This window comes from Nocardioides sp. B129/18 (genome assembly GCF_055282735.1).
The window spans coordinates 102,765-120,471 of sequence record NZ_JBUZJI010000005.1 but is presented as its reverse complement, the minus strand read 5'-3'; the positions used below and the strand labels follow the sequence as shown (position 1 = coordinate 120,471).

At 74.2% G+C, this 17,707-nt stretch carries 13 protein-coding genes; 2 read left to right on the top strand and 11 right to left on the bottom strand.

The genetic code is table 11. The features are described from left to right. Positions 1-112: 112 nt before the first annotated feature. The 6 genes from tsaE to glmS form a co-directional block, all read right to left on the bottom strand. Positions 113-1,069: a tRNA (adenosine(37)-N6)-threonylcarbamoyltransferase complex ATPase subunit type 1 TsaE gene (tsaE, locus tag ACZDWJ_RS05550; protein WP_463519932.1), complete on the bottom strand. Its 957-nt coding sequence runs from the start codon at positions 1,067-1,069 to the stop codon at positions 113-115. Next, positions 1,066-2,163 (bottom strand): alpha/beta fold hydrolase, encoded by a 1,098-nt coding sequence (locus ACZDWJ_RS05545; protein ID WP_463519931.1) that lies wholly within the window; start codon positions 2,161-2,163, stop codon positions 1,066-1,068. The genes tsaE and ACZDWJ_RS05545 overlap by 4 nt, the downstream gene beginning before the upstream one ends. Further along, positions 2,160-3,347 (bottom strand): alanine racemase, encoded by a 1,188-nt coding sequence (gene alr / locus ACZDWJ_RS05540; protein WP_463519930.1) that lies wholly within the window; start codon positions 3,345-3,347, stop codon positions 2,160-2,162. The genes ACZDWJ_RS05545 and alr overlap by 4 nt, the downstream gene beginning before the upstream one ends. Beyond that, positions 3,344-4,783 carry an NAD(P)H-hydrate epimerase gene (locus ACZDWJ_RS05535; protein WP_463519929.1) on the bottom strand — a complete coding sequence of 480 codons (1,440 nt, stop codon included), beginning with the start codon at positions 4,781-4,783 and terminating at the stop codon, positions 3,344-3,346. Before ACZDWJ_RS05535 ends, alr begins: the two co-directional genes overlap by 4 nt. Before the next feature lie 173 nt (positions 4,784-4,956). Continuing rightward, entirely contained in the window at positions 4,957-5,310 is a 354-nt protein-coding gene (locus tag ACZDWJ_RS05530) for a holo-ACP synthase (RefSeq protein ID WP_463519928.1), read from the bottom strand. 2 nt (positions 5,311-5,312) lie between these two features. After that, positions 5,313-7,157, bottom strand: a complete 1,845-nt coding sequence (gene glmS / locus ACZDWJ_RS05525) for a glutamine--fructose-6-phosphate transaminase (isomerizing) (RefSeq protein ID WP_463519927.1) — start codon at positions 7,155-7,157, stop codon at positions 5,313-5,315. A 68-nt stretch (positions 7,158-7,225) separates the two neighbouring features. Between glmS and coaA the strand changes: the two genes are divergently transcribed. Further along, the gene (coaA, locus tag ACZDWJ_RS05520) at positions 7,226-8,212 is read left to right on the top strand and encodes a type I pantothenate kinase (protein ID WP_463519926.1); all 987 of its coding nucleotides are present in this window, start codon (positions 7,226-7,228) and stop codon (positions 8,210-8,212) included. Positions 8,213-8,334: 122 nt separating this feature from the next. Here the strand turns inward: coaA and glmM are convergent, their stop codons facing one another. From glmM to rplM, 3 genes are read right to left on the bottom strand one after another with little or no spacing between them, the layout of a single operon-like run. Then, on the bottom strand, positions 8,335-9,699 hold the full coding sequence (glmM, locus tag ACZDWJ_RS05515; RefSeq protein WP_463519925.1) for a phosphoglucosamine mutase: 1,365 nt from the start codon (positions 9,697-9,699) through the stop codon (positions 8,335-8,337). Between the two features lie 4 nt (positions 9,700-9,703). Beyond that, positions 9,704-10,213 (bottom strand): 30S ribosomal protein S9, encoded by a 510-nt coding sequence (rpsI, locus tag ACZDWJ_RS05510; RefSeq protein ID WP_463519924.1) that lies wholly within the window; start codon positions 10,211-10,213, stop codon positions 9,704-9,706. Between the two features lie 27 nt (positions 10,214-10,240). Then, complete coding sequence (gene rplM / locus ACZDWJ_RS05505; protein ID WP_463519923.1) at positions 10,241-10,684, bottom strand: 50S ribosomal protein L13; 444 nt, start codon at positions 10,682-10,684, stop codon at positions 10,241-10,243. Between the two features lie 322 nt (positions 10,685-11,006). Here rplM and ACZDWJ_RS05500 point away from each other — a divergent pair, with 322 nt between their 5' ends. Then, entirely contained in the window at positions 11,007-12,296 is a 1,290-nt protein-coding gene (locus ACZDWJ_RS05500; RefSeq protein WP_463519922.1) for a citrate synthase, read from the top strand. 113 nt (positions 12,297-12,409) lie between these two features. Here ACZDWJ_RS05500 and ACZDWJ_RS05495 read toward each other — a convergent pair whose 3' ends face one another. Both ACZDWJ_RS05495 and ACZDWJ_RS05490 read right to left on the bottom strand, forming a co-directional pair. Next, positions 12,410-13,714, bottom strand: coding sequence for a M1 family metallopeptidase (locus ACZDWJ_RS05495; protein ID WP_463519921.1), 1,305 nt, complete (start codon positions 13,712-13,714; stop codon positions 12,410-12,412). Next, positions 13,711-17,673: a Pls/PosA family non-ribosomal peptide synthetase gene (locus ACZDWJ_RS05490; RefSeq protein WP_463519920.1), complete on the bottom strand. Its 3,963-nt coding sequence runs from the start codon at positions 17,671-17,673 to the stop codon at positions 13,711-13,713. The genes ACZDWJ_RS05495 and ACZDWJ_RS05490 overlap by 4 nt, the downstream gene beginning before the upstream one ends. Between the last annotated feature and the right edge of the window lie 34 nt (positions 17,674-17,707).

Below are 17,707 nucleotides of genomic sequence, written 5' to 3'. Positions count from 1 at the left end.
CTGACCGCCGAACCTTGCGGTAGGCGTTCGAACCTTCGAACGCCCACCGACAGGTCCAGCGGCTGGCCGCTGAAGCTTCAGCGGTTGGCCGCCGAACCTTTCACGACCCCCGCTACCCCAGCCCGCGGAAGCTCAGCGCATGCCAGCGCGGCCCGACGGGGGTGATCTCGACGCGGCGCGGGTCGAGCTCGGCGTCGGGGTCGACGACGGCGTCGCGGACGATCCGCACCTCCAGGCGCGAGTCGGCCAGCCCCTCGGCCAGGCCCTCCCCCCACTCCACGACCGTGACGGCGTGGTCGAGGGAGGTGTCGAGGTCGAGGTCGTCGAGCTCCTCGAGCCCGCCGAGGCGGTAGGCGTCGACGTGCACCAGGGCGGGGCCGCCGACCTCGGAGGGATGCACGCGGGCGATGACGAACGTCGGCGACGTCACCGCGCCCCGCACGCCGAGGCCGGCGCCGAGGCCCTGGGTGAAGGTGGTCTTGCCGGCACCGAGCTCGCCGGTGAGGACGAGCAGGTCGCCGGGCGCGAGCTGGCCGGCGACGGCACGGCCCAGCGCCCGCATGGCGTCGGCGTCGGGGGCGGGGATGACGGCGGTGCGCAGCGGACGTCGCAGCTCCACCAGGGGCGAGCGGCGGGTGATCTCGCGGAACCCCTGACGCTCCCAGAACCGGATGGTGCGCGGCAGCTCCTCGCGGGCCACGACGGTGAGGTCCTCCCCGCCGGTGCCGGTGGCGAGGGCGCGGGCGTCGACGGCCTCGGCGCAGGCGTCGACGAGCGCGGTGGCGATGCCGTGGCCCTGCCGGTCGGGCAGGACGCCGAAGCGGCGCAGGTAGGTGGTGGGGCCGACGGGGTCGAGCAGCACGGCGCCGACGGGCTCGCCGTCGAGGCAGGCGAGGATCCCGCCGCCGGTCGCGAGCGCGGCGGCGATGGTCTCCTCGGTCTCGCTGAGGGCGTCGGCGGGCGGGTCGAGCGGCGGACGCGCCTCGAAGGCGGCGCGGACGACGCCGAGCACGTCGCGGGCGGCCTCGGGTCCGACGCGTCGCACCTCGAGGGTCGGGCCTGCGCTCATCGGCGCCCCACCCGCTCCGTGGCGGCGGCGAGCAGCTGGTCGAGCTCGGCGTTGACCTGCTCGTGCCGCTCCATGATCACCATGTGTCCGGCTCCTTCGCACTCCAGCAGCCGCGACCCGGCGATCCGGCTGTGCAGCTTGCGGCTGTGGCCGATGGCGGTGAGGCGGTCGGCGGTGCCGCAGACGATCGACGTCGGCACGTGCCCCATCACCTCCACGGCGTGGAACTTGTCGAGGCTGCGGAAGCTCGGGAAGAACTGCGCGACGACCTCGAAGGGGGTCGAGGAGAGCATCTCGTCGACGAAGCGCACGTAGCTGGCCGGCACCTCGTCGCCGAAGGCGAACACGTCGGTGGCCACCGACGCGACGGCGCGGCCCATCCGCCGCAGCCGGTCGATGGAGCGGTGCCCGCGGGAGAGCACCCCGACCGTGCTCTGGACGGCCCGTCCGCCGAGGCGCGCGGGCACCATCGGCAGCAGGATGCGACTGGGATCGAGCCCGCCGGCGGTCGTCGAGACGAGCCCGACGCCGACGATGCGGCTGCCGAACAGCTCGGGGTGCTGCTCGGCGAGCGCGACGATCGTCATGCCGCCCATGGAGTGCCCGACGAGCACCACGGGCCCCTCGGGGACGACCTCCTCGAGCACCCGCGCGAGGTCGAGGCCGAGCTGGTCGATGGTGGCGTGCTGGCGGTCCGAGCGTCCCGAGCGGCCGTGCGAGCGCTGGTCGTAGAAGACGGTGCGCACCAGCCCCCGGTAGGCGGCGCGCTGGAAGTGCCAGCAGTCGAGCGTCAGGGCGTAGCCGTGGACGAACACGACGGTGACCGGCGGCACGGCCTGACGACGGCCGGTGGGCTCGTGCTCGTCGACCTCCACGTGCAGCGGAACGCCGTCGTCGGCCACGACGATCTGCGGCGAGGAGCGCAGCGAGCCGAGCGGCACCTGGTCGCCGGCGTCGCGGCGGTGGATGACGCGGCTGTGCCGGGCCACCTGGACGGCGGTGCCGGCCAGTGCGAGGCCGGCCGCGGCGCCGGCGGTGCGCACGAGGACGCGGCGCACCCGCGCGCCGGTGGTGGGCCGGGCGTCGTCGCTCATCGGGCGCTCCCGACGGACGCGGCCACCGCGGCCTCGGCGGGGGTGCCAGGCGAGACGGACTCGGAGTCGACGTGCACCCGCGCGAAGCGGCCGCCGAGGCGGGTGACGATCTCGTAGGAGATGGTGTCGCACCACGCGGCCCAGTCCTGGGCGCTGGGCGCGGGGGCCGGGCCGATCAGCACGGCCTCCTCCCCCGCTCGCTCGAGGGCGTCGGCGCCGAGGTCGACGACGAACTGGTCCATGCACACGACGCCGCGCAGCGGCGCCCGGCGTCCGGCCACGGCCACCTCGGCGCGGTTGCCGGCCGCGCGCGGCACGCCCTCGGCGTACCCGGCCGGCACGAGGCCGACGACGGTGGGCGCGCTCGCCGTCCAGGTGTGGCCGTAGGAGACGGCGTCGCCGGCGACGAGCGGCTTGACCATCGCCAGCCGGGCGCGCACGGTCATCGCCGGGCGCAGCCCGACGTCGGCCGGCAGGCGACCGGGGGCGGGGTCGAGGCCGAAGGAGGCCAGGCCGCAGCGGACGAGGTCGAAGCGGGCCGAGGGACGCAGCAGCGCCCCGGCGGAGTTGGCGAGGTGACGCACCTCGGGGCGCAGCCCGGCGGCCTCGGCGAGCGCGAGGGCCTCGCGGAAGGCGGTCTCCTGCGCGGCGTTGGCGGGGTGCTCGGGCTCGTCGGAGCAGGCCAGGTGCGACCAGACGCCGGTGACCTGCCAGGTGCCGGCCTGCTCGCCGGCGCGGGCGGCGGCGAACAGCTCGCTCCAGGCGGCGCGGGGCGCGCCCCCGCGGGAGAGGCCGGTGTCGACCTTGAGCTGCAGTCGGGCCGGCCGGCCGGTGTCGGCGACGGCGCGGGCGACGGCGTCGAGGTGGTCGAGGTCGTAGGCCGTGACGTCGACGCCGGTGGCCACCGCGGGCGCCCAGTCCTCGCCGGGGACGGTGAGCCAGGCCAGGATCCGGCCGTCGTCGCCGGCGGCGCGCAACGCCACCGCCTCGGCCAGGCTGGAGACGCCCAGCCAGGGCGCGCCGGCAGCACGGGCGGCGCGGGCCGCGGGCAGCATGCCGTGGCCGTAGGCGTCGGCCTTGACGACGACCATGACGGGCGTGCCGGTGAGCTCGCGGAGCCGGCGCACGTTGTGCCGGATCGCCGCGAGATCGACGACGATCTCCGCGCGCTCGACTCCGGTCATGGGTGCGATTGTGCCGAACCGGCAGGTCGGAGCAGCGCGCGGATCGCCGCGGGCAGCGCGGCGGCGACGTCGCCGGCGACGATCGGGCCGCCGTCGGAGGCGAGGGTGGCGGCCGCGCCGTGGAGCCAGGAGCCGACGCTGGCGGCGTCTAACGGGCTCAGCCCGCCGGCCAGCAGCGCGCCGATCAGCCCGCCGAGCACGTCGCCGGCGCCGGCCGTGGCCAGCCACGACGTGCCGGTGACCGTGACCCGCACCCGGCCGTCGGGACGGGCGACGAGCGTGTGCGGCCCCTTGAGCAGGACCACGGCGTCGAGCGTGCGGGCGGCGGCGCGCGCGTGCTCGAGGGGTGCGGCCTCGATGGCGGCGCGCTCGGCGCCGGTGAGCGCGGCCAGCTCGCCGGCGTGCGGGGTGAGCACCAGCGGGGAGCCGGCTCGCAGCGTCGCCGACTGGTCGCAGAGGTGCGGCAGGGCGTCGGCGTCGACGACCACCGGGACGTCGTCGCCCAGCGCGGCGGTCAGGTGCTCGGCCGCGGCCTCGCCCCCGCCGGACCCCACGACCCACGCCTGGACGCGTCCCGCGCCGACGACCTCCGGGTGCGCCTCGCGGACGCGGTCGGTGACGGCGGAGTCGCCGACGTGGCGCACCATGCCGACCAGCCCGCAGGCGGCGCCGGCCACGGACAGCAGCCCGGCGCCGGGGTAGAGCGCGGAGCCGGCACGGACGCCGACGACCCCGCGGGTGTACTTGTGGTCGACGCGGCGCGGACGCGGCAGCAGCGCGGCGACGTCGTCGGCCTGCAGCGCCTCGACGTCGGCCGGCGGCAGGTCGAGCCCGAGGTCGACGAGGTGCACCGCACCGCACGCGGCGGCCGCGGGGTCGACGAGGTGGGCGACCTTGTGGGTGCCGAAGGTGACGGTGAGGTCGGCGGTGACGTGCGGCGCGGGCGTCTCGCCGGTGTCGACCGACACCCCGCTCGGCACGTCGACGGCCACCACGGGCGCCTCGAGGTCGGCCAGCCGGGCCAGGGCGTCGAGCGCCGCCGGCGGCAGGCCGGGACGCCCGCCGATGCCGAGGATCCCGTCGACGACGACGTCGGGGGCCTCGCGCGCGGACAGGTCGCGGGCGCCGTCGTGCACCCGGCCGCCGGCTGCGCGCAGGGCCGCCAGCCCGTCGGCGTGGACGCGCTCGTGCAGCCGCCACGCCTCGACCGACGCCCCGCGGCGCGCCAGCATCGCGCCGGCCCACAGCGCGTCGCCGCCGTTGTCGCCGGGCCCGACGAGCAGCAGCACCCGACGTCCGTAGGCCCCTCCGAGGAGGTCGATCAGCGCCGCCGCCAGCCCGGCCGCCGCACGCTGCATCAGCGCGCCCTCGGACAGCTGCGCCATCCGCGCGGCCTCCGCGGCGCGCACCTCGGCGACGGTGTGGGCGTGACGCATCCGGTCAATGTAGTGGGGCTGGGCCTCCGCTCCGACCCCACGAGGGCCCCGGAGGGAGGGGGTGGCGCGGCCACGCCCCAATTACCCGGCTGACCGGGTAGTTGACCACCGCCGGGCGTGTCTCGCAGGTTCCGCACCGGCAGAACCTGCGAGACACGTCACGCGGGAGCCGATCAGCCCTCCAGCACCACCATCGCCGAGGCCACGCCGGCGTCGTGGCTCAGCGAGACGTGCACGGTGACGACGCCGAGCGCGTCGGCGGCCGCGCGCACCGAGCCGCGCAGGTCGAGGCGCGGACGCCCGCTCGACTCCGAGACGATCTCGGCGTCGTGCCAGGCCAGGCCCGCGGGCGCGCCGAGCGCCTTGGCCAGCGCCTCCTTGGCGGCGAACCGGGCGGCCAGGGACGCCGTCGTCCGCCCGGCCTCGTCGGCGGTGAACAGCCGCTCGCGCAGGCCGGGGGTGCGCTCGAGGGAGAGGCCGAAGCGGTCGATGTCGCAGACGTCGATGCCGACCCCGAGGATCGCCACCGCTACTCGACGGTGACGGACTTGGCCAGGTTGCGCGGCTGGTCGACGTCGTGGCCCAGGCGGGTGGCCAGCTCGCAGGCGAAGAGCTGGAGCGGGATCACCGACACCAGCGGCTGCAGCACCACCGGCACCCGCGGCAGGCGGACGACGTGGTCGGCGTAGGGCTCGATGCGGGTGTCGCCGACCTCGGCGAGGCACAGCGTGCGGGCGCCGCGGGCGCGGACCTCCTGGATGCCCGAGAGCATCTTGTCGTGCAGCTGGTCGCGCCCCTGGGGCGGGACGATGCAGAAGACCGGCAGGCCGTCCTCGATGAGCGCGATCGGACCGTGCTTGAGCTCGCCGGCCGCGAAGCCCTCGGCGTGGAGGTAGGCGATCTCCTTGAGCTTCAGCGCGCCCTCGAGCGCCACCGGGTAGCCGGCGTGACGGCCCAGGAAGATGAACGAGGTGCTCTCCCGGTAGGTCTCGGCGAGGGCGTAGACCTCGTCGGCGCGGCCGAGGATCTCCTCGATCGCGGCCGGGATCTGCTCGAGCTGGCCCATGATCTGGTCGATCTCGTCGCCGTAGCGGGTGCCCTTGACCTGCGCGAGGTAGAGCGCGAGCAGGTAGCAGGCCACCAGCTGGGTGGTGTAGCCCTTGGTGGAGGCGACGCCGATCTCGGGGCCGGCGTGGGTGTAGATGACGGCGTCGGACTCGCGCGGGATCGTGGAGCCGTTGGTGTTGCAGATCGCCAGCACCTTCGAGCGCTGGGTGCGCGCGTGCCGGATGGCCTGCAGGGTGTCGGCGGTCTCGCCGGACTGGCTGATCGCGACGACGAGCGTGGAGTAGTCGAGGATCGGGTCGCGGTAGCGGAACTCGCTGGAGAGCTCGACCTCCACCGGCACGCGGCACCAGTGCTCGATGGCGTACTTGGCCACCATGCCGGCGTAGAACGACGTGCCCGCGGCGATGATGATGATCTTGTCGATGTCGCGCAGCTCCTGGTCGGAGAGGCGCATCTCGTCGAGCTGCAGCTGGCCGTTGCGGCCGCGGCGGCCCAGCAGGGAGTCGGCGACCGCGTGCGGCTGCTCGAAGATCTCCTTGCGCATGAACCAGTCGTGGCCGTCCTTCTCGGCGGCCGAGAGGTCCCAGTCGACGTGGTAGCGGCGGCCCTCGGCGGGCGAGCCGTCGAAGCCGGAGACGCTGACGCCGTCGCGGGTGATCGTGACGACCTGGTCCTGGTCGAGCTCGAGGGCCTCGCGGGTGAACTCGATGAACGCGGCGACGTCGGAGCCGAGGAAGCTCTCCCCCTCGCCGAGGCCGACGACCAGCGGGGAGTTGCGGCGCGCGGCGACGACCCGCTCGGGGTCCTCGGCGTCGACGGCCACCAGCGTGAAGGCGCCCTCGAGGCCGCGGCAGACGTTCTGCATGGCGGTGGTGAGGTCGTGGCCGGCGGCCACCTCGAGCTCGAGGAGGTGGGCGGTGACCTCGGTGTCGGTCTCCGAGAGCAGCTCGTGGCCGGCCGACTCCAGCTGCGCGCGGAGCTCGGCGAAGTTCTCGATGATGCCGTTGTGGACGACGCCGACGCGCCGCACCGCACCCAGGTGGGGGTGGGCGTTGCGGTCGTTGGGCGCGCCGTGGGTGGCCCAGCGGGTGTGCCCGATGCCGGTGGTGGCGGTGGGCAGCGGCGTCTCGGTGATCGCCTTCTCCAGGTTGGCCAGCTTCCCGGCGCGCTTGTCGACGGCGAGCGAGCCGCCGTGCACGAGCGCGATGCCCGCGGAGTCGTAGCCGCGGTACTCCATCCGGCGCAGGCCCTCGATGACGACGTCCTGCGCGGACCGATCTCCGACGTATCCGACGATTCCGCACATGGCCGGTGAGTCTAACGACCCGTGGGCCCATCCCCGGCATGCGCACCGGGGCTGCAAGAATCCCGGCCATGAGCGAGGTGCAGCGGCCCCCCGACGACGCCGCCGGCGCCCACCATCGGGAGTCCTCCCCCTACACCGAGCTCGACCGCGACGCCTGGGCCGCGCTGGCCCGGGAGACCGAGAACCCGCTCTCCGCCGAGGAGATCCGCAGCCTGCGCGGCCTCGGCGACTCCCTGGACCTCGACGAGGTCGAGCAGGTCTACCTGCCGCTCTCGCGCCTGCTGAGCCTCTACGTGAGCGCCGCCAGCAAGCTCCACCACGACCAGGAGTCCTTCCTCCACGACCGCACCCCGCCGCGCACTCCGTTCGTCATCGGGCTCGCCGGGTCGGTGGCGGTCGGCAAGTCGACGACGGCCCGCGTGCTGCAGCAGATGCTGGCCCACTGGCCCGAGCACCCCAACGTCGCGCTGGTCACCACCGACGGCTTCCTCTACCCCAACGCCGAGCTCGAGCGCCGCGGGCTGCTGCAGCGCAAGGGCTTCCCGGAGTCCTACGACCGCCGCGCGCTGATGCGCTTCGTCGTCGACATCAAGTCCGGCAAGGACGAGGTCGAGGCGCCGATCTACTCCCACCTCGTCTACGACGTCGTGCCGGACGAGAAGGTCGTCGTCCGCTCCCCCGACATCGTCATCATCGAGGGCCTCAACGTCCTCCAGCCCGCCCGGGTGCGCGACGACGGCCGCACCGGCCTGGCCGTCAGCGACTTCTTCGACTTCTCCGTCTACGTCGACGCCGGCACCGCCCACATCCGGCAGTGGTACGTCGAGCGGTTCCTGCGGCTGCGCGAGACCGCCTTCCGCGACCCCGACTCCTACTTCTCCAAGTACGCCGCGCTCACCCACGACGAGGCGATCGCCGAGGCCGGGCGCATCTGGGACTCCATCAACGGCCCCAACCTGGCCTACAACGTGCTGCCCACCCGCTCGCGGGCGACGCTGGTGCTGCGCAAGGACCGCGACCACTCGGTGCGCTACGTCCGTCTGCGCAAGCTGTGAGGGTCGGGCCGCCGGCAATGACCCGGCTGACCGGGTGATCGTCTGCTTGGCACGCGAGATATCGCGTGCCAAGCAGACAAGTCGCGTGCCAGGTCCCCCGAAGAGCGCCCGTCGAGGAGCCCTCAGAGCGAGAGGCGCTCGCGGACGACGTCGGCCAGGCGCTCGGCGACGGCCTGCGCCTCGTCGGCGGTGGGTGCCTCGACCATCACCCGCACCAGCGGCTCGGTGCCGGAGGGACGCAGCAGGATGCGGCCGCGCTCGCCGAGCGCGTCGGACTCCTTGGCCACGGCCTCGGCGAGGCCGGGGTCGGTGGCGGAGCGGTCGCGGTCGACGCCGCCGACGTTGACCAGCACCTGCGGCAGCCGGGTGACGACGCCGGCCAGCTCGGCCAGGGTGCGGCCGGTGCCCGCCATCCGCGCCATGACCTGCAGGGCGGTGAGGATGCCGTCGCCGGTGGTGGCGTGCTCGGCCATGATGACGTGGCCCGACTGCTCGCCGCCGAGGCTGTAGCCGCCGGCGGCCATCCCCTCGAGGACGTAGCGGTCGCCGACGGCGGTCTGGCGCACCGCGACGCCGGCCGCGGCCATCGCCTGCAGCAGGCCGAGGTTGCTCATCACCGTGACGACGAGGGTGTCGTCGACGAGGTGGCCGGCGTCGCGCAGGGACAGGGCGAGGATCGCGAGGATCTGGTCGCCGTCGACGACCACGCCGTGCTGGTCGACGGCCAGGCAGCGGTCGGCGTCGCCGTCGAGGGCGAAGCCGGCGTGCGCGCCGTGCTCGAGGACGGCGCGGCGCAGCGGGTCGAGGTGCGTGGAGCCGCAGCCGTCGTTGATGTTGAGGCCGTCGGGCGTCGCGTTGATGACGACGACGTCGGCGCCGGCCGCGCGCAGGGCCCGCGGCCCGGCCTCGGAGGCGGCGCCGTGGGCGCAGTCGAGGACGACCCGCAGGCCGGCCAGCGGCTGCGAGCCGACCGTGCCGACCAGGTGGTCGACGTACTCGGGCACGGCCGAGGCGTAGGTGGTGACCCGGCCGACGTCGGCGCCGGTGGGTCGCTCCCACTCCTCGCCGAGGATGGCCTCGATGCGGGCCTCGAGGTCGTCGTCGAGCTTCTTGCCGCCGCGGCCGAGGAACTTGATGCCGTTGTCGGGCATCGGGTTGTGCGAGGCGGAGATGACCACGCCGAGGTCGGCGTCGAGCGCCTCGGTGAGGAAGGCGACGCCCGGGGTCGGCACCACGCCGAGCCGGACGACGTCGACGCCCGCCGAGGCGAGACCCGCGACGACCGCGTGCTCGAGGAACTCCCCCGAGACGCGGGTGTCGCGGCCCACGACCGCGCGCGGACGCGCGGGGACGGCGGTGCCGTGGGTGCCCTCGCGCTCGGCGAGGACCCGGGCCGCAGAAACGGAGAGGTCCAGGGCCAGACCCGCGGTCAAGCGACCGTTGGCCAGGCCCCGGACCCCGTCCGTGCCGAAGAGGCGAGCGCCCAAGGCGTCAGCGCTTGCTGAACTGAGGCGCCTTGCGGGCCTTCTTGAGACCGGCCTTCTTGCGCTCGATGACGCGGGCGTCACGGGTGAGCAGGCCGGCCTTCTTCAGGGTCGGGCGGTTGGTCTCGACGTCGACCGCGTTGAGGCAGCGGGCAACGCCGAGGCGCAGCGCGCCGGCCTGGCCGGTGATGCCGCCGCCGTGGACGCGGGCGATGACGTCGAAGCGGCCCTCGAGCTGCAGCGACGCGAAGGGCTCGTTGACGACCTGCTGGTGGAGCTTGTTGGGCAGGTAGCTCTCCAGGGTGCGGCCGTTGATCGTCCACTGGCCGGTGCCGGGGACGATGCGGACGCGGGCCACGGCCTCCTTGCGACGGCCGGTGGCCGCAGCGGGGGCGATGGTCGCGGGACGGGCGGCGACGGTCTCGGCCGAGGGGGTGCTCTCGGACGTGTAGGCGACGCCGGCCTCGTTGGTCTCGAAGGTCTCCTCGACCTCGGTGGTGTCGGTGGTCTCAGCCACGATGATCCTCTGCGCTCTCGTTGACGATTACTGGGAGATCTGGCTGATCTCGAACGGGACGGCCTTCTGGGCCTGGTGCGGGTGGTTGGGCCCGCTGTAGACCTTGAGCTTCTTCAGCATCTGCCGGCCCAGCTTGTTCTTGGGCAGCATGCCCCAGACGGCCTTCTCGACGGCCTTGCGGGCGTCCTTGTCGAGGAGCTCGCCGATGGGCGTGGCGGAGAGACCACCCGGGTAGCCGGAGTGGCGGTAGGCCATCTTCGTGGTCCGCTTGGTGCCGGAGAGGGCCACCTTCTCGGCGTTGATGATGATGACGAAGTCGCCGGTGTCGGTGTTCGGGGCGAAGATCGGCTTGTGCTTGCCGCGAAGCAGGTTCGCGGTCTGCACGGCGAGACGACCGAGCACGATGTCGGTGGCGTCGATGACGAGCCACTCGCGCTGGATGTCACCCGGCTTGGGGGCGTACGTACGCACGGCTGATTCACTTTCTCGTTCGTGAGCCCGGACGACGGCGCCGGCCGGGTGGTGCTCACGTCCTCTGACGAACACGGCCCGGCTCGGCGGCGCCCTCGCGGGCGACCTCCGTCCGGGGCTGCCAGGACCTCTCAGCGGAAAGGCGCCAGGCGGCAGGGGACGCGACCGGCAAGACTACGGGCGGGCGCGGGGGCCGGTCAAAACGCTGGAGCCACGGCAGAGGAGCGGCACCGGACGCCGTCCGCCGCCTGCGGGCGACCGCTCAGCGTATTCACCCCGCCCGGAGTTCCTCGCGCGCGACGCGCCCACTAGGTTGGTCGGCGTGACTGAATCTCTGACCGTCCGCGACAACCGCACGGGCCAGGAGTACGAGGTCCCGATCGCCGACGGCACCATCAAGGCCGCCGACCTCGGGAAGATCAGGGCCGGTGAGGAATCCCCCGGTCTCGCGGTCTACGACCCCGGCTTCGTGAACACCGCGTCGTGCCGCAGCGCTGTGACCTACATCGACGGCGAGAAGGGCATCCTCGAGTACCGGGGCTACCCGATCGAGCAGCTCGCCGAGAAGTCCTCGTTCCTCGAGGTCGCCTACCTCCTCGTCCACGGCGCCCTGCCGACCAAGGCCGAGTACGAGGCCTGGGTGCACGAGATCACGTACCACACGTTCGTGCACGAGAACATCAAGGAGTTCATGCAGGGCTTCCGCTACGACGCGCACCCCATGGGCATGCTCATGGCGTCCGTCGGCGCCCTCTCGACCTTCTACCCCGACGCGCGCCACATCTCCGAGGCCGACAACCGGCACATGCAGATCGTGCGCATGATCGCGAAGATGCCGACCCTCGGCGCCTGGTCCTTCCGCCACGCCCAGGGCAAGCCGTTCGTCTACCCCGACAACGACCTCAGCTACACCGCGAACTTCCTCTCGATGCTGTTCAAGATGAGCGAGTCGAAGTACGAGGCCGACGAGCGCCTGGTCAAGGCCCTGGACATCCTCTTCATCCTCCACGCCGACCACGAGCAGAACTGCTCCACCAACGCGGTGCGCTCGGTCGGCTCCTCGCAGGTCGACCCCTACTCCGCGGTCGCGGCCGGCGTCGGCGCCCTCTACGGCCCGCTGCACGGCGGCGCCAACGAGGCCGTGCTGCGGATGCTGCGGCGCATCGGCTCGCTGGAGAACATCCCGGCGTTCATCGAGGGCGTGAAGAGCGGCAACGAGCGCCTGATGGGCTTCGGCCACCGGGTCTACAAGAACTACGACCCCCGCGCCACGATCATCAAGAAGGCCTGCGACGACGTCTTCGAGGTCACCGGGGTCAACCCGCTGCTGAAGATCGCCCAGGAGCTCGAGCGGATCGCGCTGGAGGACGAGTACTTCGTCAAGCGCAAGCTCTACCCCAACGTCGACTTCTACTCCGGCCTGATCTACGAGGCCTTCCAGTTCCCGCCCGAGATGTTCACCGTGCTCTTCGCCATCGGCCGCACGCCGGGGTGGCTGGCGCAGTGGAACGAGCTCGTGCAGGACAAGGAGCAGAAGATCGCCCGTCCGAAGCAGATCTACACGGGCGACCGGTCCCTGACCTTCACCCCCGCCTCGGAGCGCTGGGCCTGATCCGAGCCCAGCTCCACCGCCTGACGCACGGGCCGCGACCGCGAGGTCGCGGCCCGTGCTGCGTCTCAGGCCGGGTCTCAGGCCGGGTCTCAGGCCGGGTCTCAGGCCGGGTCTCAGGCCGGCAGCGGCGGGAGCTCGACGTCGTCGAGCCAGGGCGCGAGGAGCGCCTCGACGTCGGTGCCGGTGCGCTCGGTGGCCAGCTCGACGAGGTCGGCGGTGACGACGGACCCGCCGCGGTGCGTGGCCACCCACGAGCGCAGGACGTCGAAGAAGGCGTCCTCGCCCACCGCGAGCCGCAGCGCGTGCAGCGCCAGCGCCCCGCGCTTGTAGACGCGGTCGTCGAACATCAGCTCCGGCCCGGGATCGGCCAGCAGCAGGTCCTGGTCGAGGTCGGCGAGCCGCTCCCAGTGCTCGCGGGCGTGCTCAGCGGTGGAGCGTCCGCCGGAGGCCTGCGACCACAGCCACTCGGCGTAGCAGGCGAAGCCCTCGTGCAGCCAGATGTCGCGCCAGCCCCGCACGGTGACGGCGTTGCCGAACCACTGGTGGGCCATCTCGTGGGCGATCAGGCGGGTCTGGGCCCAGTCGGGGTCGGCGTGGTTGCGGCCGAAGGTCGAGAGGCTCTGGCTCTCCAGCGGGATCTCGAGGTCGTCGTCGGTGACGACGGCGGCATAGCCCGCGAAGGGATAGGGGCCGAAGAGCTCGGTGAAGGCCTCGAGCATGGCCGGCTGCCGGTCGAAGCTGTCGGTCAGGTCGACGTCGGCGGGCGCGATCGTGCGCACCGCGACGCCGTCGACCTCGCCGTGCTCGGTGACCTCGTAGCGGCCGATCTGCACGGTGGCCAGGTAGGGCGCCATCGGGGTGTCCATCTCGTGCACCCAGGTCTCGCCGCTGCCGCGGCGACGCCGCGAGGCGAGCTCGCCGTTGGCGACGACGCGGTAGCCGGTGGGCGCGGCGATGCTGATGCGGTAGGTCGCCTTGTCGTCGGGCCGGTCGTTGCACGGGAACCAGGTGGGCGCGCCGTGCGGCTGGGAGGCCACGATGACACCGTCGGCGAGCTCCTCCCACCCGGCGTCGCCGAGGTGCTTGACGCCGAGGGGGCGCGGGGAGCCGGAGTAGCGCACGACGAGCCGCAGCTCGGCGCCGGGCACGACGTCCTCGGCGAGGGTGAGCACGAGGCGGTTCCCGCGGTGCCGGCGCCGGGCCAGGCGGGCGCCGTCGAGCCGCAGCTTCTCCACCCCCAGGTGGGCGAGGTCGAGCACGAGCCGGTCGGTCTCCTCGAGCACCTCGATGCTCAGGACGGCCTCGCCGGAGAGGCGGTTGCCCTCGACGGCGTAGGCCAGGTCGAGCTCGTAGCGCCGGACGGCGTAGGAGGGATCGCCGTGCTCGGGGACGTAGGGGTCGGCGGTGGGCAGCCTCACCGGGCGGTCTCCACGCGGGCCGAGGCCTCGTCCCACGGGCCGATCGGGTTCCCGATCCAGATGGTCTTGTCCGGCACCGACTCGCCTCTCATCACCAGGGACACCGGGCCGACCGTAGCGTGCCGTCCGATCGTCGCGGACGGCAGCACCACCGAGTTGGGGCCGAGGGTGGCGCCGCGCTCGAGCCGCACCTCGTCCATCGCCAGCACGCGGTCGTGGAAGAGGTGCGTCTGCACCACGCTGCCCTGGTTGACGCACGCGCCGTCGCCGAGCACGACGAGGTCGGTCTCGGGCAGCCAGTGGCTCTCGCACCACACGCCGCGGCCGATGCGCGCGCCGAGCATCCGGAACCAGGTGGTGAGCACCGGGGAGCCGGTGACGTGCTGGGCGAACCACGGCGCCGCGAGGGTCTCGACGAAGGTGTCGGCGAGCTCGTTGCGCCACACGAACGAGCTCCACAGCGGACGCTCGCCGGCGCGGTGGCGACCCACGAGCGCCCACTTCGCGACGACGGCGAGCAGCGCCGCGAGGGCCCCGGCGCCCACCAGCCCGACGCCGGTGAGCACCAGCGCGAGCACCGCGCCGCCGACGCCCTCGGCGTCTGCGAGCCCCTCGAGCGCCAGGAGGCCGACGCCGAGCGGCAGCAGCACGGCCAGCGCCATTGGCACGAGCCGGGCGATCTCCCACAGCGCGCGGGCGATCTTGAGCCGGCGGGGCGGGGCGTAGGTGCGGGCGTCGTCGGAGTCCGCGTCGGGCCGGCGCAGCGGCGCGGGCGGGCTGCCGAGCCAGGAGATGCCGGCCTTGGCGGCCTTGCGGGCCGGGGCGGCCGAGAGCACCGCCACCAGGGAGCGCTTGGGGATGCGACGCCCGGGCGCGGCCATGCCGGAGTTGCCGAGGAAGGAGCGCTTGCCGATCTTGACCCGCTCGATGCGCAGCCAGCCGCCGCCGAGCTCGTAGCCGCCGACGAGGGTGTCGTCGGCGAGGAACGCCAGCTCACCGACCGTGGTCAGGCTGGGCACCATCAGCACCGTCGAGGCCTCGACCCCCGGGCCGATGCGGGCGCCGAGCAGTCGCAGCCAGACCGGCGTCAGCTGGGAGGAGTAGAGCGGGAAGAGCCAGGTGCGGGCCTCGTCGAGCACCCGCATCGTCACCCACACCTGCAGCGAGGTGCGGCTGCGCACGGGGTGGACGCCCGGGTGCAGGCGCAGGCCCGCCAGCCGGACGATGCCCAGCACGAGCAGCGCGAGGAGCACCGAGCCGAGCAGCGCAGCGGGCAGCAGCCAGGGCAGCAGGCCGAGCAGCAGGGCGCCGGGGCCGTCGGCGTCGAGGTCGGCCACCGCGAGCACCACGACCGCGGTGAGGGCGGCGGCGATCGCGGGCAGCGCGCCGAGCAGGAGACCGGCGGCGACGAAGGCGAGCACCCAGGCGCGCCCGCCGTCGGGACGCGCCGACCAGGGGCCGCGAGCGGAGCCGCGCACCCTCACCGCGGGGGCCCCGGACCAGAACTCGCCGTCGGGCACGACGCCGACGACGGCCGAGCCGGGCGCCACCTCGGCCTCCTGGCCCACGTCCGCGCCGGGGCACAGCGTCGAGCGGGTGCCGACGCGGGCTCCCCGGCCGACGCGCACCTCGCCGAGGTGCACGACGTCGCCGTCGATCCACCAGCCGGAGAGGTCGACCTCGGGCTCGATCGAGCAGCCCCGGCCCAGCCGCAGCAGGCCGGTGACCGGCGGGAGCGTGTGCAGGTCGACGTCGCGACCCACCCGCGCGCCGAGGAGTCGGGCGTACCAGGTCATGAGGGCGGCGCCGCTGAGGGAGGTCGCGCCCAGCTGGTCGACGGACCGCTCGGCGGCCCACAGCCGCAGGTGGACGCGGCCCCCGCGCGGGTGGTCGCCGGGTCCGACGCCGCGAAGCCAGGCGCGGGCAGCACCCGCCGCGAGCACCATCCGGCCCGGCGGGCTGACGAAGACCAGCAGGCCGAGCAGCAGCCACCACCACGAGACGGTCGGCAGCCACGCCGTCGCGGCCTCCGCACCGAGGCTCGGCCCCAGGTCATGGGCCAGCCGGGCGGCCAGCGCGCTCCACACCAGGGCCCGCGGGGCGGCCAGCAGCCGCAGCGCCAGGGTCGCGAGCACCTGCCCGGCCTGGGTCTTCACCGGTGTCGGCTTGATGGTGCGCTCGCGGCCGGGGCCGGCGTCGTCGGAGGCGGCGAGGGAGTCGAGGAACGCGCCGAGGCCTCCGACCGTCGGGTGGTCGTAGAGGTCGCCGACCGCGAGCTCGGGATGCTCGGGACGCAGCCGGGTCAGCACCTGCGCGGCGCTGAGGCTGCCGCCGCCGAGGTCGAAGAAGTCGTCGTCGGCGCTGCGGACGCCCGCGCCGAGCACCTCGCGCCACACCGCGGCGACCACGGCCGCACGCCCGGCGAGGCCGACGTCGGCGTCGACCTCGGGCAGGGGCCACGGCAGGGCGTCGCGGTCGACCTTGCCGGAGGTGCGGGTGGGCAGGGAGTCGACGATCGCCAGCCGCGGCACCAGCGCCGCCGGCTGGTCGCGGCGCAGGGTCGCCAGCGCCCCGGCGGGGTCGTAGGCGTCGTCGACGGTGAGGTAGCCGACCAGCAGCGGGTTGCCGGCCGGGGTGCGGCGCACGGCGGCCGCGGCGGAGACGACGCCGGGCAGCGCGAGGAGGGCGGAGTCGATCTCGCCGAGCTCGATGCGGCGTCCACCGACCTTCACCTGGTCGTCGGCACGGCCGGCGAACAGCAGGCCCTCGGGGTCGTGGACGACGCGGTCGCCGGAGCGGTAGGCCCGCTCCCAGCCGAGCGTCGGCATGGGCGCGTAGGCGACGGCGTCCTTGGCGGGGTCGAGGTAGCGGGCCAGGCCCACGCCGCCGATGATCAGCTCGCCGGTGCCGCCGGGCGGCACCTCGTGCCCGTGCTCGTCGACGACGGCGAGGTCCCAGCCGTCCAGGGGCAGGCCGATGCGCACCGGCCCCTCGCCGTCGACCTGCGCGCCGCACGCGACGACCGTGGCCTCGGTGGGGCCGTAGGTGTTCCAGACCTCGCGACGCCGGCCGTCGCCGGTGGTGCCGACGAGCCGGGCGGCGACCTCCGGCGGCAGCGCCTCGCCGCCGAGGATGAGCAGGCGGATGCGGGCCAGGGCCGAGGCCGGCCACAGGCTCACGAGGGTCGGCACGGTGGAGACGACGGTGACCCGGTTGGCCTCCAGCCACGGCGCGACGTCGAGGCCGCTGCGCACCAGCGCCCGCGGCGCCGGCACCAGGCAGGCGCCGTGTCGCCAGGCCAGCCACATCTCCTCGCAGGAGGCGTCGAAGGCCACCGAGAGCCCGGCCATGACGCGGTCCTCGGGGCCGAGCGGCGCGTCGACGAGGAACATCCGGGCCTCGGCGTCGACGAACGCGGCGGCGCTGCGGTGGCTCACCGCGACGCCCTTGGGGGTGCCGGTGGAGCCGGAGGTGAAGATGATCCAGGAGTCGTCCTCGGGCCCGGGATCGCGGTGCTCGCAGGGCTCGCGCTCGACGCGCGGCTCGAGCTGCAGGTCGGCGCCGACGACGACCGCGACGTCGGCCTCGCCGAAGACCACGCGCGCCCGCTCGTCGGGGTCGTCGGCGTCGACGGGCACGTAGGCGGCGCCGGCGAGCAGCGTGCCGAGGATGGCGATGTAGAGCTCGAGGGTGCCGCTGGGCACCCGCACGCCGACGCGGTCGCCGACGCCCACGCCGAGCCCGTGGAGCTCCTCGGCCAGCTGCTCGGCGGCCTCGGCGAGGTCGCGGTAGGTCAGCTGCTCGATGCCGTTGTCGAGCGCCATCGCGTCCGGGTGCGCCGCCACGGTGGCGCGCAGGACGTCGACGAGCGTGCGCGGGGCGGGCGCGGCGGCGGACCGCCGCAGGGGGCTCGGGGCGTCGGCGGCCCCGAGGCCCGGCCCGACGTCAGGGGTGCTCACGCCTGCATCCAAGCGGGCGCAGGTGAACGACAGG

Bases quoted from the DNA above. Each gene is read 5' to 3' on its own strand.
- tsaE (WP_463519932.1), bottom strand. From the start codon at position 1,069: ATGAGCGCAGGCCCGACCCTCGAGGTGCGACGCGTCGGACCCGAGGCC.
- ACZDWJ_RS05545 (WP_463519931.1), bottom strand. From the start codon at position 2,163: ATGAGCGACGACGCCCGGCCCACCACCGGCGCGCGGGTGCGCCGCGTC.
- alr (WP_463519930.1), bottom strand. From the start codon at position 3,347: ATGACCGGAGTCGAGCGCGCGGAGATCGTCGTCGATCTCGCGGCGATC.
- ACZDWJ_RS05535 (WP_463519929.1), bottom strand. From the start codon at position 4,783: ATGCGTCACGCCCACACCGTCGCCGAGGTGCGCGCCGCGGAGGCCGCG.
- glmS (WP_463519927.1), bottom strand. From the start codon at position 7,157: ATGTGCGGAATCGTCGGATACGTCGGAGATCGGTCCGCGCAGGACGTC.
- coaA (WP_463519926.1), top strand. From the start codon at position 7,226: ATGAGCGAGGTGCAGCGGCCCCCCGACGACGCCGCCGGCGCCCACCAT.